The 14,247-nt window shown below is 64.9% G+C and carries 13 protein-coding genes; all 13 read left to right on the top strand.

Annotation, left to right across the window (positions count from 1 at the left end):
- Window positions 1-151: 151 nt before the first annotated feature.
- On the top strand, window positions 152-3,916 hold the full coding sequence (locus HBJ55_RS13785; RefSeq protein WP_167115884.1) for a nitrate reductase subunit alpha: 3,765 nt from the start codon (window positions 152-154) through the stop codon (window positions 3,914-3,916).
- A complete protein-coding gene (gene narH / locus HBJ55_RS13790; protein WP_167115887.1) occupies window positions 3,913-5,475 on the top strand; it encodes a nitrate reductase subunit beta in 1,563 nt (520 codons plus the stop codon). The genes HBJ55_RS13785 and narH overlap by 4 nt, the downstream gene beginning before the upstream one ends.
- Window positions 5,468-6,235, top strand: coding sequence for a nitrate reductase molybdenum cofactor assembly chaperone (narJ, locus tag HBJ55_RS13795; RefSeq protein WP_167115890.1), 768 nt, complete (start codon window positions 5,468-5,470; stop codon window positions 6,233-6,235). The genes narH and narJ overlap by 8 nt, the downstream gene beginning before the upstream one ends.
- Entirely contained in the window at window positions 6,232-6,909 is a 678-nt protein-coding gene (gene narI, locus HBJ55_RS13800; RefSeq protein WP_167115895.1) for a respiratory nitrate reductase subunit gamma, read from the top strand. The genes narJ and narI overlap by 4 nt, the downstream gene beginning before the upstream one ends.
- Window positions 6,910-6,920: 11 nt before the next feature.
- A complete protein-coding gene (locus HBJ55_RS13805; protein WP_167115897.1) occupies window positions 6,921-7,739 on the top strand; it encodes a peptidylprolyl isomerase in 819 nt (272 codons plus the stop codon).
- A 9-nt stretch (window positions 7,740-7,748) separates the two neighbouring features.
- Entirely contained in the window at window positions 7,749-8,333 is a 585-nt protein-coding gene (gene moaB, locus HBJ55_RS13810; protein WP_167115900.1) for a molybdenum cofactor biosynthesis protein B, read from the top strand.
- Complete coding sequence (locus tag HBJ55_RS13815) at window positions 8,330-9,571, top strand: molybdopterin molybdotransferase MoeA (RefSeq protein ID WP_167115903.1); 1,242 nt, start codon at window positions 8,330-8,332, stop codon at window positions 9,569-9,571. Before moaB ends, HBJ55_RS13815 begins: the two co-directional genes overlap by 4 nt.
- Complete coding sequence (locus tag HBJ55_RS13820) at window positions 9,531-10,274, top strand: Crp/Fnr family transcriptional regulator (RefSeq protein ID WP_167115906.1); 744 nt, start codon at window positions 9,531-9,533, stop codon at window positions 10,272-10,274. Before HBJ55_RS13815 ends, HBJ55_RS13820 begins: the two co-directional genes overlap by 41 nt.
- Window positions 10,275-10,345: 71 nt before the next feature.
- A complete protein-coding gene (locus HBJ55_RS13825) occupies window positions 10,346-10,765 on the top strand; it encodes a putative zinc-binding protein (protein WP_167115909.1) in 420 nt (139 codons plus the stop codon).
- Entirely contained in the window at window positions 10,762-11,748 is a 987-nt protein-coding gene (moaA, locus tag HBJ55_RS13830) for a GTP 3',8-cyclase MoaA (protein WP_167115912.1), read from the top strand. The genes HBJ55_RS13825 and moaA overlap by 4 nt, the downstream gene beginning before the upstream one ends.
- A 222-nt stretch (window positions 11,749-11,970) precedes the next feature.
- Window positions 11,971-12,282 carry a hypothetical protein gene (locus HBJ55_RS13835; protein WP_167115915.1) on the top strand — a complete coding sequence of 104 codons (312 nt, stop codon included), beginning with the start codon at window positions 11,971-11,973 and terminating at the stop codon, window positions 12,280-12,282.
- 20 nt (window positions 12,283-12,302) lie between these two features.
- The gene (locus HBJ55_RS13840) at window positions 12,303-13,511 is read left to right on the top strand and encodes a M24 family metallopeptidase (RefSeq protein WP_167115918.1); all 1,209 of its coding nucleotides are present in this window, start codon (window positions 12,303-12,305) and stop codon (window positions 13,509-13,511) included.
- A gap of 64 nt (window positions 13,512-13,575) precedes the next feature.
- Window positions 13,576-14,247: BCCT family transporter (locus HBJ55_RS13845; RefSeq protein WP_206022612.1), on the top strand; the 672-nt coding region annotated here is incomplete at its 3' end.

A 14,247-nucleotide genomic window follows, 5' to 3' on the forward strand; every position in this document is an offset into this window, starting at 1 on the left:
ATATGGAGGTAACCGGGCAGTAATCCGCGTTTCGATCCCCCAGAATCCTCTCCAAGCACCTGCCTGACGGTCGTGTCGAACACGTCGCGCGGCACGGCAGGCGGGGTGGCCCGGCGGCCACGCATCACATCAAGGAGCCTGGAGATCGACCATGAGTCACTTCTTAGATCGGCTGAATTTCTTCCGCAAGGCGCGTGAGCCCTTCGCCAACGGCCATGGCGAGACCCGCGAGGAGTCCCGTGGCTGGGAGGACGGCTACCGGCAGCGCTGGCAGTACGACAAGATCGTGCGCTCCACCCACGGCGTGAACTGCACCGGCTCCTGCAGTTGGAAGATCTACGTCAAGAACGGCCTGGTCACCTGGGAGACCCAGCAGACCGACTATCCGCGCACCCGCCCGGACCTGCCCAACCACGAGCCGCGGGGCTGCCCGCGCGGCGCCAGCTACTCCTGGTACATGTACAGCGCCAACCGCCTCAAGTACCCGCTGATCCGCAAGCCGCTGCTCAAGCTGTGGCGCGAGGCCAAGCAGCAGCACGCCGACCCGGTCGATGCCTGGGCCTCCATCGTCGAGGATCCGGCCAAGGCCAAGCAGTACAAGCGCGCCCGCGGTATGGGCGGCTTCGTGCGCGCCGACTGGGATGAGCTCAACGAGCTGATCGCCTCGTCCAACGTCTACACCGCCAAGCAGTACGGCCCCGACCGCGTCATCGGCTTCTCGCCGATCCCCGCCATGTCGATGGTCAGCTACGCCTCCGGCGCGCGCTACTTGTCGCTGATCGGCGGCGTCTGCCTGTCGTTCTACGACTGGTACTGCGACCTGCCGCCGGCCAGCCCGCAGACCTGGGGCGAGCAGACCGACGTGCCCGAATCGGCCGACTGGTACAACTCCGGCTATATCATCGCCTGGGGGTCCAACGTGCCCCAGACCCGCACTCCGGACGCCCACTTCTTCACCGAAGTGCGCTACAAGGGCACCAAGACCGTCTCCATCACCCCGGACTACGCCGAGGTCTCCAAGCTCACCGACGAGTGGCTGTCGGTCAAGCAGGGTACCGACGCCGCGCTGGGCATGGCCATGGGCCACGTCATCCTCAAGGAGTTCCACCTCGACAAGCCCAGTGCCTACTTCACCGAATACGTACGCAAGTACTCCGACATGCCCTTCCTGGTTGAGCTGGAAGCCCGCGAAGACGGCAGCTTCGTGCCCGGCAAGCAGCTGCGCACCAGCGACTTCGAAGGCAACCTGGGCCAGGACAACAACCCCGAGTGGAAGACCGTGGCGTGGGACGAACTGTCCGACCGCCTCGTCGTGCCCAACGGCTCCATCGGCTTCCGCTGGGGTGAGAAAGAAGAGAACCAGGGCAAGTGGAACCTCGAGGAGCGCAGCGCGGACGGCGAAGAGATCAAGCCGCTGCTGACCCTGGCCGAACATCATGACGACGTGGCCAGGGTGGCGTTCCCCTACTTCGGCGGCATCGCCCACGAGCACTTCGACCACGTGGCCGGCAACGAACTGCTGTTCCACAGCCTGCCCGCCAAGCGCCTGAAGAAGGCCGACGGCACTGACGTGCTGGCTGTCACCGTGTTCGACCTGATGTGTGCCAACTACGGCATCGACCGCGGCTTTGGTAAAGAGGGGGAAGACGACGGTGCCACCTCCTACGACCAGGTCCGCCCCTACACCCCGGCCTGGCAGGAGAAGATCACCGGCGTGCCCGCCGAGCAGGTCGCCCGTATCGCCCGTGAGTTCGCCGACAACGCCGACAAGACCCGGGGTCGCTCCATGGTCATCGTGGGTGCCGCGATGAACCACTGGTACCACATGGACATGAACTACCGCGGCCTGATCAACATGCTGGTCATGTGCGGCTGTATCGGCCAGAGCGGCGGCGGCTGGGCCCACTATGTCGGCCAGGAGAAGCTGCGCCCGCAGACCGGTTGGACCCCGCTGGCCTTCGGCCTCGACTGGCAGCGGCCGCCGCGCCACATGAACTCCACCTCGTTCTTCTACAACCACTCTTCGCAGTGGCGCTACGAGAAGCTCGAGATCAAGAAGATCCTCTCGCCGCTGGCCAACCCGGCCGACTACAGCGGCAGCCTGATCGACTTCAACGTGCGCTCCGAGCGCATGGGCTGGCTGCCCTCCGCGCCGCAGCTCAACGCCAACCCGCTGCGCCTGGCCGAAAAGGCCGAGGCCGCCGGCCTCTCCACCGCCGACTACGCCGTCCAGCAGCTCAAGAGCGGCGAGCTGGCCTTCGCCGCCGAGGACCCGGACAGCCCGCAGAACTTCCCGCGCAACATGTTCATCTGGCGCTCCAACCTGCTGGGCAGCTCGGGCAAGGGCCACGAGTACATGCTCAAGTACCTGCTGGGTACCCGCCACGGCATCCAGGGCAAGGACCTGGGCGAATTCGGCGGCCAGAAGCCGGAAGAGGTGAAGTGGCACGACGAGGCGCCGGAAGGCAAGCTCGACCTGGTGGTCACGCTAGACTTCCGCATGTCCTCGACCTGCCTCTACTCCGACGTGGTGCTGCCGACGGCGACCTGGTACGAGAAGAACGACCTCAACACCTCGGACATGCACCCGTTCATCCACCCGCTGACCGCGGCCACCGACCCGGCGTGGGAGTCGCGCAGCGACTGGGACATCTACAAGGGCATCGCCAAGGCGTTCTCCGAGGTCTGCGTGGGTCATCTGGGCGAGGAGACCGACCTGGTCACCCTGCCGCACCAGCACGACTCCCCGGCCGAGCTGGCCCAGCCCGAAGTGAGGGACTGGAAGAAGGGCGAGTGCGAGCCGATCCCCGGCAAGACCATGCCGGCGCTGATCGAGGTCAAGCGCAACTACCCGGAAACCTACGAGCGCTTCACCTCCGTCGGCCCACTGCTCGAGACCATCGGCAACGGCGGCAAGGGCATCGCCTGGAACACCGAATCCGAGGTCGAGCTGCTCGGCAAGCTCAACTACCGCAAGACCGAAGGGCCGCACAAGGGCCGGCCGAAGATCGAGACGGCCATTGACGCCGCCGAGATGATCCTGACCCTGGCGCCGGAAACCAACGGCCAGGTGGCGGTCAAGGCGTGGGGTGCGCTGTCCAAGATCACCGGGCGCGACCACACGCACCTGGCGGTCAACAAGGAAGAGGAGAAGATCCGCTTCCGCGACATCGTCGCCCAGCCGCGCAAGATCATCTCGAGCCCGACCTGGTCCGGCCTGGAGGATGAGCATGTCTCCTACAACGCCGGCTACACCAACGTCCACGAGCTGATTCCGTGGCGCACCGTGAGCGGCCGCCAGCAGTTCTACCAGGATCACCCCTGGATGCGCGCCTTCGGCGAGAGCCTGCTGGTCTACCGTCCGCCGATCAACACCAAGACCATCACCGGCTTCCAGCTGCCGGAGGACAACGGCAACCCGGCCAAGGCGCTGAACTGGATCACGCCGCACCAGAAGTGGGGCATCCACTCCACCTACAGCGACAACCTGCTGATGCTGACGCTCAACCGCGGCGGCCCGGTGGTCTGGATGTCGGAGACCGATGCCCAGGAGATCGGCATCGAGGACAACGACTGGATCGAGCTCTACAACGCCAACGGCGCCATCACCGCGCGGGCCATCGTCAGCCAGCGGGTCAAGGCCGGCATGGTGATGATGTACCACGCCCAGGAGCGCCAGGTGAACGTACCGGGCTCCGAGGTCACCAAGACCCGCGGCGGCATGCACAACTCCGTGACCCGGGTGTGCCCCAAGCCGACCCACATGATCGGCGGCTACGCCCAGCTCTCTTACAGCTTCAACTACTACGGAACCGTTGGCTCCAACCGCGATGAATTCGTCCTCATCCGCAAGATGAAGAGAATCGACTGGCTGGACGGCGAGGGCAACGACAGCGTTCAGGAGGCCGTGAAATGAAGATTCGTTCCCAGGTAGGCATGGTCCTCAACCTCGACAAGTGCATCGGGTGCCACACCTGCTCGGTCACCTGCAAGAACGTCTGGACCAGCCGTGAAGGTCTGGAGTACGCCTGGTTCAACAACGTCGAGACCAAGCCGGGCATCGGCTATCCCAAGGAGTGGGAGAACCAGGACAAGTGGAAGGGCGGCTGGATGCGTCGCCGCGATGGCAAGATCGAACCGCGCATCGGCGGCAAGTGGCGGGTGCTGGCGAACATCTTCGCCAACCCCGACCTGCCCGAGATCGACGACTACTACGAGCCGTTCGACTTCGACTACCAGCACCTGCACACCGCCAAGCAGGGCGACCACCAGCCGGTGGCGCGCCCCCGCTCGCTGGTCTCCGGCGAGCGCATGAAGAAGATCGAGTGGGGCCCGAACTGGGAGGAGATCCTCGGTACCGAGTTCGCCAAGCGCCGCCGCGACAAGAACTTCGAACAGGTGCAGGCCGACATCTACGGCCAGTTCGAGAACACCTTCATGATGTACCTGCCGCGCCTGTGCGAGCACTGCCTCAACCCGGCTTGCGTGGCCTCCTGCCCGTCCGGCGCGATCTACAAGCGCGAGGAGGACGGCATCGTCCTGATCGACCAGGACAAGTGCCGCGGCTGGCGGATGTGTATCTCCGGCTGCCCGTACAAGAAGATCTACTACAACTGGAAGACCGGCAAGTCCGAGAAGTGCATCTTCTGCTACCCGCGCATCGAGGCGGGCATGCCGACGGTGTGTTCCGAGACCTGCGTGGGCCGCATCCGTTACCTCGGCGTGCTGCTCTACGATGCCGATCGCATCGAGGAAGTGGCGAGCTCGCCGGACGTGCGCGACCTCTACCACCGCCAGTGCGAGATCTTCCTCGACCCGCACGACCCCGAGGTGATCGCCCAGGCCAAGCGCGACGGCATCGCCGACAACGTGATCGCTGCGGCCCAGGCCTCGCCGGTCTACAAGATGGCCATGGACTGGGGGCTGGCGCTGCCGCTGCACCCCGAGTACCGCACTCTGCCGATGGTCTGGTACGTGCCGCCGCTGTCGCCGATCCAGTCGGCCGCCGAGGCCGGCAAGGTCGAATACGACGGCGTGCTGCCCAAGATCGAGTCACTGCGCATTCCGGTGCGCTACCTCGCCAACATGCTCACCGCCGGTGAGGAGGAGCCCGTGGTGCTGGCGCTCAAGCGGCTGATGGCGATGCGCGTCTACATGCGCAACAAGCACGTCGAGGGCAAGGTCGACACCGCCGTGCTCGACGCCGTCGATCTCAGCGAGGCGCAGGTGGAGGAGATGTACCGCTACCTCGCCATTGCCAACTACGAGGACCGCTTCGTGGTGCCCACCAGCCATCGCGAGATGGCCACCGAGGCCTTCCCCGAGCGCGGCGGCTGCGGCTTCAGCTTCGGCGACGGCTGCCACGGCGAGAGCAAGCCGAGCCTGTTCAACGGCCGCAAGCAGACCAGCGCGCTGATCAAGCCGGTCGACGTGTTCGATCCGAAGACGGGCGCCAAGGAGACTCACCATGGCTAATGCAGCACTCCAGATGGCTGAAGAAACCATGATCCAGCCCGAATCCGGCATGCGCAGCCTGCGCGTGCTGGCCCGGCTGCTCGACTACCCCACCGCGGCGCTGCAGGAGGCCGCGGGCGACCTGATCGAAGCGCTCGACGCCGAGCGCCGCCTGCCGGCAGCGCTGCGCGCCGACCTGATGAGCTGGTGCCAGCGCATTGCGGACGGTGACCTGCTCGAGCTGCAGTCCGAGTACGTGGCGCTGTTCGACAAGGGCCGCGCCCACTCGCTGCTGCTGTTCGAACACGTGCACGGCGAGTCCCGCGACCGCGGCCAGGCCATGGTCGATCTGATCGAGGAGTACAAGGCTGCCGGCTTCGAACTCGACGCCCGCGAACTGCCCGACTACCTGCCGCTGTTCCTGGAGTACCTCTCCACCCGCAGCGACGAGGAGATCGGCCGCTGGCTGGGCGAGATCCGCCACATCCTGGCGCTGCTCACCGCGCGCCTGGAAGAGCGCGGCGCCGACCAGGCTCTGGTCACCCGTGCGCTGCTGGCACTCATCGACGCCGAGGACGACGTCGAGACCAAGCGGGAAGCCGTGGTCGGCGAGACGCGTGACGATACCCCCGAAGCGCTGGATGCGGTATGGGAGGAGGAGGCGGTGCGTTTCTCCGCCAAGTCCGACGAGGATTGTGCGCTGCAGTCCGCCGAGGGACGGCGCCTGGCCGAGCGCAAGCGGCAGGTACAGGGTGAGGCGGTTAACGGAGACCTGTCATGAACTACATCAACTCCTTGCTCTTCGGGCTCTACCCCTACCTTGCCGGCAGCGTCTTCCTGATCGGCAGCCTGATGCGCTACGACCACGGCCAGTACACCTGGAAGACCGGTTCGAGCCAGATGCTGTCATCGAAGAACATGCGCATGGCGAGCAACCTGTTCCATGTCGGCATCATCGTCATCTTCTTCGGCCATCTGGTCGGCCTGCTGACGCCGCACTGGGTCTACGAGCCCTTCATCACTCCCGGCGCCAAGCAGGTGATGGCGGTGGTGGTCGGCGGCATCGCCGGGGTGATGTGTCTGGTGGGCGGGGCCATGCTGTTCCATCGCCGCCTGACCAACCCGCGCGTGCGTGCCTCTTCGACCACCATGGACACCGTGATCATCGGCCTGCTGGTGCTGCAGGTGGCGCTGGGGCTGCTCACCATCCTGCCCACCCTGGGCCACCTGGACGGCAGCGCGATGCTGAAGTTCTCCGGCTGGGCACAGTCCATCGTCTACTTCCAGGGCGGCGCCGCCGCTCACCTGGAGGGCGTGAGCTGGATCTACAAGCTGCACATCCTGGTCGGCCTGACGATCGTGCTGGTGTTCCCCTTCACCCGTCTGGTTCACGTCTGGAGCGCACCGATGGGCTATGTGACGCGGCGTTACCAGATCGTCCGCCGCCGGGCGTAAGGAGCATCACCATGCAAATGATCGAGATCGAACAGCTGCCGGGCCGTGCCGTTCCACCGCCCATCAAGGTCGGCCGCAAGGCCATCGACGAGGACAGCATCGCCCGCGAGATGCAGTACCACCCGGCGGCGACCGCCGACGAGGCGAAGCTTTCGGCCGCCCGCGCCCTGGTAGTGCGCGAGCTGCTGCGCCAGCGCGCCGTCGAGCTCGGTCTGGTCGCCGATACCGACGACGAAGGCGACAACGACGCCGCCATTGCCGCCCTGCTGGAGCGGGAACTGGAGGTGCCGGAGCCCGAGGAGGCGGCCTGCCGCCGCTTCTTCGACGCCGAGCCCGAGCGCTTCAGCGAGCCGACCCGCATTGCCGTGCGCCATATCCTGCTCGCCGCCGCCCCCGACGATGCCGAAGCGCGCGATGCCCAGTACCGCCTGGGCGAGACGCTGATCGAGGAACTCCAGCGCATTTCCGAGCGTTTCACCGAGTTTGCCATGCGCCACTCCAACTGCCCGTCGAAAAGCGAGGGCGGCGAGCTGGGCTGGCTGGCGCCGGGGCAGACCGTGGCCGAACTCGACCGCGCGCTGCAGCACCTGCCGGAAGGGTTGCACGACCGCCCGTTGGCCTCGCGCTACGGCTGGCACGTCGTCAGCATCGACCAGCGCAGCGGCGGCCAGCGCCTGCCCTTCGAGCAGGTGGCCGAGCGTGTATTGCACACCCTGCGCGAACAGGCCACCCGTCGCGCCCTGCGCCACTACCTGCTGGCGCTGGAAGAGGAGATCGGCGTCGAGGGTATTGAACTCGATGACAATGCTGCCGGCAGCCTGATGCAATAGGAGAAATCCATGACCCACGTCCACGCCAACGCCCGTTTCATGCCGCTCGGCATCGCCGTGCTGACTGTTTCCGATACCCGCGGCTTCGACCGCGACGGCAGCGGCGACCTGCTCAGCGAGCGCCTCTCCGAGGCCGGCCATGCGCTGGTGGAGCGGCGCATCGTGCCCGACGACATCTATCGCATTCGTGCCGTCGTCTCCAAGTGGGTGGTGCGCGACGACATCCAGGTGGTCCTGGTCAACGGCGGCACCGGCTTCACTGCACGCGACACCACGCCCGAGGCGCTGACACCGCTGTTCGACCGGGCGATCGACGGCTATGGCGAGCTGTTCCGCCAGCTCTCTTTCGACAGCATCGGCACCTCCACCGTGCAGTCGCGGGCGGTGGGCGGCGTGGCCAACCGCACCCTGATCTTCGCCATGCCCGGCTCGCCCAAGGCCTGCGCCACCGCCTGGGACGGCATACTGGCCAGCCAGCTCGATGCGCGCACCCGGCCGTGCAATTTCGTCGCCATGGTGATGACCGAACAGCAGCAGTGCGGCTCTCGAGAAACGCAGACAATGCCTGATCGTGGTCAAGGAGTGCGCGCATGAGCTGTGGCACGCTGGCCAAGGGTCTGCTCGACCTGGACGTGGCGAGGGCGCGCATGATCGTCGCGGCCGAGCCCGTGCGCGGCGAGGAGTTCGCGACGCTGGAGCAGGCCGCCGGCCGAGTACTGGCGCGGGACATCGAGGCGAAGCTCGACATGCCCGGCGTCGACAACAGCGCGATGGACGGCTACGCCCTGCGGCTGGCGGAACTCAGCGATACCGGCTTGCCCGTCGTCTTGCGAGTGCCGGCGGGGGCCGGTGTTGCGATTCTGCCCGAGGGCGGCTGTGCGCGGATCTTCACCGGCGCGCCGGTGCCCGAGGGGGCCGACTGCGTGGTGCCCCAGGAGCGGGTGCAGCTGGACGAGGCGGGGCGGGTGCATGTCGTCGGCGAAGCGAAGCTCGGTGCCAACATTCGCCGCTGTGGCGAGGAGTATCGCGCAGGTGATCCCCTGCTACCGGCGGGCTGGACCCTGAACGCCGCGGCCTTGGCGCTGCTGGCGAGCCAGGGTATCGCCGAGGTGCCGGTACTGCCGCGCCTCAAGGTGGCCTTGATCTCCACCGGTGACGAGCTGATCGAGCCGGGCGAGCCGTTCGGCCCCGGCCGGGTCTACAACAGCAACCGGGTGATGCTGAAGGCGCTGCTGGAGCGGGCCGACTGCGCGGTGTGGGATCTCGGCATTATCGCCGACGATCCCCAGGCACTGCGGGAGGCGTTCGCCGCCGCCCGCGATGGCGCCGATCTGGTGGTGTGCACCGGCGGCGTCTCGGTGGGTGAGGAGGACCATGTGCGGCCCGTGCTCGATGCGCTGGGTGGGCTCTGGTTCCATGGGGTGGCGATCAAGCCGGGCAAGGCGTTTGCCTTCGGCTACCTGGACGACGGCTCGACCGAGGGCGTGCCGCTGATCGGCCTGCCGGGCAACCCCGTGGCCTCGCTGGTGGGCTGGCATTTGCTGGCCAGGCCCTTCGTGCAGGGTTGTCAGGGCCGCAACGTCGGGCCGCTACAGCAATATCGCGTCCGCGCCGGTTTCTCGCGGCGGGGTAGTCCGGGGCGGCGCGAGCTGCTGCGTGTCGTCATCGACTGGCAGGGTGACCAACCGCTGGCCCTGCTGTCCGGCGGGCAGGGCTCCCACATGCTGCATGCCGCCAGCCAAGCGCACGGCTATCTGATGATGGCCGCCGATACCGACGTGGAGGAAGGTCATGAATACCACTATCTGCCCGCCGGACAGTTCGTCGACTGACCTGCTGTTCAAGCCCAAGCAGCTCCGCGAGCTGGTTCATGGCGTGCCCTGGTTGGGCGAATTGAACGATGATGAAGTCACCGAGCTGCTCGAAGATACCGAACTCAAGACGCTCAAGACCCGAGAGTGGCTGTTCCGCCAGGATTCCCCGGCCCACTGGCTCTACATCGTCATCAACGGTGCGGTGCGCCTGGCGCGTGGTGCCGGCGACGGCCGCCTGGCCACCATTCGCTGCGTCGAGCGCGGTGGCACCCTGGGCGAGCTGAGCATGGTCTCCAGCGCCGGCGTTTATCTCTACTCCGCCGAGGCGCTGCGCCGCACCCACGTGCTGGCGATTCCCGCCAAGCGCTGCCGCGAGATCATGGACCGTCAGCCGGCCTGCCGCGCCGAGTTCATGAGCCGCCTGGCGCTGGAGCTCACTGAGCGCCTCGAGGACCTGGCGCTGCTGACCCAGGCCGATGCCATGTCGCGGCTGGTCAGCTACATCCTGCGTCAGCTGCCGCCGGGCCGCAGCAAGAGCCCGCGGGTGGTGCGGCTGTCGATTCCCAAGCGCTGGCTCGCCGCCCAGCTGGCGATGACGCCGGAGACCCTGTCGCGGCTGCTGGCCAAGCTGCGCGATACCGGCGTGATCGGCATCGACCGCCAGCGCCTGACGGTGCTCGACGAACAGAAACTGCGCGACGCCATGCTGGCCGACGACTAGCTTGCCGCTGCCAGGGCGGTAAGCGGACGACCGAGCGCAGGCACTTTTTGGATAACGCCAAGGGAGGCTGCATGTCCCGAACCGCTAACAAACCCCGCACCCTGGTCTACTCCTGCTCCGGCTGCTCCGACGTGGCGCAGCTGGCCAACGACGTCGCCGTGAGGCTCGACCACAGCGGTGTCGCCGAGATGTCCTGTATCTCCGGCGTGGGCGGCGGCGTGCCGGGACTGGTGCGCATCGCCCGCGCCGGCCGGCCGATCGTCGCCATCGACGGCTGCCAGATGCACTGCGTCACCCACTGCCTGGCCAACGCCGGGGTGAGCCCCACCGAACACGTCAAGCTCTACGAGCAGGGCTTTCGCAAGCGCCGCGGCCAGAGCTACGACGACGAGACCGTCAGCGAGGTGGCCGAGCAGGTCGGCGAGCTGATTGCCCGCCTGCCGATGGGTGCCGCGGCTCATGTCGAAGCAAGCGCCGAGGAGAACGCATGAGCCTGATCGATGGCTTTGGCCGCACCGTGCGCTACGTTCGTCTGTCGGTCACCGACCGCTGCGACTTTCGCTGCGTCTACTGCATGGCCGAGGAGATGACGTTCCTCCCCCGCGCACGGCTGTTGACCCTGGAAGAGATGGCCACGCTGTCGCGCGCCTTCGTCGAGCTCGGCGTGGAGAAGATTCGCCTCACCGGTGGCGAGCCGCTGGTTCGCCGCGGCATCGCGGACCTGGTGACCGAACTCGGCGCACTGCCTGGGCTGCGCGACTTCGGCATGACCACCAACGGCGCCGGGCTCGCCAAGCATGCCCGCGCCCTGTATCGGGGCGGGCTCAAACGGCTCAACGTCAGCCTTGATTCGCTCAAGCCCGAACGCTTCCGTGCCCTGACCCGCACGGGCGACCTCGCCCGGGTCATCGACGGCATCCGCGCCGCCCGCGAAGCGGGTTTCGAGCGCATCAAGCTCAACGCGGTGATCCTCAAGGGGCGCAACGACGACGAGATCCTCGACCTGGTCGACTTCGCCCGCCGGGAGCAAGTGGACATCAGCTTCATCGAAGAGATGCCGCTGGGCCAGAACATGAGCCACGACCGCGCCGAGACCTTCTGTTCCAGCGATATGGTGCGTGATGTCATCGAGGCGCGACACGCGCTGCTGCCCACCACCGAGACTACCCTGGGGCCGTCGCGCTATTTTCGGATGATCGACTCGGACATCCGGGTCGGCTTTATCTCGCCGCACAGCCACAACTTCTGTGCCGCCTGCAACCGCGTGCGGGTCACCGCCGAGGGCCGCCTGTTGCTGTGCCTGGGCAACGAACACTCGGTCGACCTGCGCGCCGTGATGCGCCGCCACCCCGGCGACCTCGAACGGCTCAAGGGCGCCATCGTCGCCGCCATGCAGAAGAAGCCCGAGCGTCATCACTTCACCACCGACGGCGACGTCCAGGTCGTCCGCTTCATGAACATGACCGGGGGCTGAAAGGCCAGCTACCCCCTTGGCCGTCCACCTCCTGCTTCTGACCCGAACAGTCTAATCATGAACTGTTCGGGCCTTCCTTCGCCCGTCCTTTACCTCATTTCATCAGGCAGTTCTGCCCTTGCTGTCGCGGGCATTACCGTCGCCAATGCCTCTATTTGCACTAGTCATTGGTGTTGTCGAACCCGGCTGGCCATATTCCTCAATGACGGATGGAGAGCGCGAATGAAACATTGGCGGCTAGTACTGAGAGTGGTGTCTGACTCCGAGGATTCAAAAGACGCCAGTGACTTGAAGCGCAGTGTCACCCTTTTTTTGCGCGTGGTGGAAACCTATGAGGTGACCTGCCTTGGCATGAGAATTTTCGGCATTGACTTTCTTGCCGAAGATAAAGAGTTCAACCATGTCATGAGCATGGTCAAGATCCTAAAAGAGAGATATCGGTTTTCCATCATGCAGTTCGGCGAGCTGCGTGAGGAAAGCGAGACCGGAATGACGATAAGAGTCGGTTCAAAACCCGCGACACATGTCGCTTGAAATACGAAGGAGACAACAAGATGCAACTCCCATCATTAATCGAAATTCCCAACGGCGACAAGGTCATGCCGACGTTTTCAGATGCCGAGATGCAGGCGCGTCTTTCTCGGCTAAGGGAGTACATGGCGGCAAATCAAGTCGATGCCGTGGTGCTCACTTCCTATCACAACATCAACTACTTCAGTGACTTCGTTTATTGCAAGTTCGGCCGTGATTATGGGTTGATCGTGACCCAGGATCGTTTTACCACCGTAACCGCCAATATCGATGGTGGCCAGCCCTATCGGCGCAACCGCCTGGGCGACAACATCGTCTACACCGATTGGCAGAAGGACAACTTCTTCAAGGCCGTCAGGCAACTGTGTGAGGGCAAGCAGCGTGTCGGCGTCGAGTTCGATCATCTGACCCTGCAGAACCAGCAGAAGCTGCTGGCCGCGCTTGGCGAGGTGGAGCTGGTCGACATCGGCGTGCCCACCATGAAGATGCGCATGATCAAGTCGGCCGAAGAGATTGCACTGATTCGCCAGGGCGCTCGCATCGCCGACGTGGGTGGTGTGGCCGTGCGTGACGCCATTACTGCTGGGATCCCGGAGTATGAGGTGGCGCTGGCCGGCCAGCAGGCCATGGTGCGGGAGATTGCCAAGACCTACCCGAACAGCGAACTGATGGATACCTGGGTCTGGTTCCAGTCGGGGATCAACACCGATGGTGCCCACAACCCGGTGACCAGCCGTCGCGTACGGCCCGGGGATATCCTGAGCCTGAACACCTTCCCGATGATTTCCGGTTACTACACGGCCCTCGAGCGCACCCTGTTCTGCGAGCACGCTTCAGACGAGCACCTGCGACTCTGGGAGGCCAACTGCGAGGTCCACCGGCGGGGGCAGGAACTGATCAAGCCCGGCGTTCGTTGCTGCGATATCGCCCACGAGCTCAACGAGATCTTTGCCAAGCATGACTTGCTCCAGTACCGCACCTTCGGCTATGGCCACTCCTTCGGCACCCTGAGCCATTACTACGGTCGTGAGGCGGGCCTCGAACTGCGCGAGGACATCGAGACCGTACTCGAACCCAATATGGTGGTCTCCATGGAGCCGATGATCATGGTGCCGGAAGGTCGTGCGGGAGCCGGCGGCTATCGCGAGCACGATATCCTGGTGGTGAACGAGCACGGAGCCGAGAACATCACCGGGTTCCCGTATGGGCCGGAGCACAACATTATCAAGTAAGCATTAAAGGGGGCGTAACCGCCCCCTACTTGCCTATAAGAACAATCTGCCCAGGAGGCCGATCATGGTCTTGCATTCAGGCCCCTTCAGGGGGGTAAACCCACTGGTAACGCTGGTGTCCGTTGTCTTGATGGTCGCCTTCATCTCCTTCGCCATCCTCTTCCCTCAGGCGACCACCGAGCTGATCGACAGGGGGAGAACCTACGTCACCTTCTATTTCAACTGGTGGTATGTCGGCCTGGCAGCCAGCTTTCTGATCTTTCTCCTCGGGCTGGCATTCAGTAAGTACGGAAGCCTGAAGCTGGGTCAGGAGCATGAAAAGCCGGAATTCGGCTACTTCACATGGTTCGCCATGTTGTACGCCGCCGGCCAGGGAATCGGCATCATCTTCTGGTCGATCGCCGAGCCGATCATGCATCTTTCCCATGGGACCCCGTTCTCTTCTGCAGTAGGAAACGGAGAAGCCGCAGACGTCGCCATGCGGCTGGCCTATTTCCACTGGGGGCTGAACGCCTGGGCCATATACTGCATCGTGGCTCTGGCCTTGGCGCTGATGGCGTATCGCTACGGAAAACCCTTGAGCATACGCTATACCCTCTATCCAATTCTTGGGGAGAAAGTCAATGGGTGGATTGGTAACCTCATCGATATCATTGCCGTCTTTGCCACACTCTTTGGTATTGCAACCTCCCTGGGCCTTGGTGTTCAGCAAATCAATTCCGGTCTTAATTACCTG

It is taken from the genome of Billgrantia bachuensis, from assembly GCF_011742165.1.
In the GTDB taxonomy this organism is placed as follows: domain Bacteria; phylum Pseudomonadota; class Gammaproteobacteria; order Pseudomonadales; family Halomonadaceae; genus Halomonas; species Halomonas bachuensis.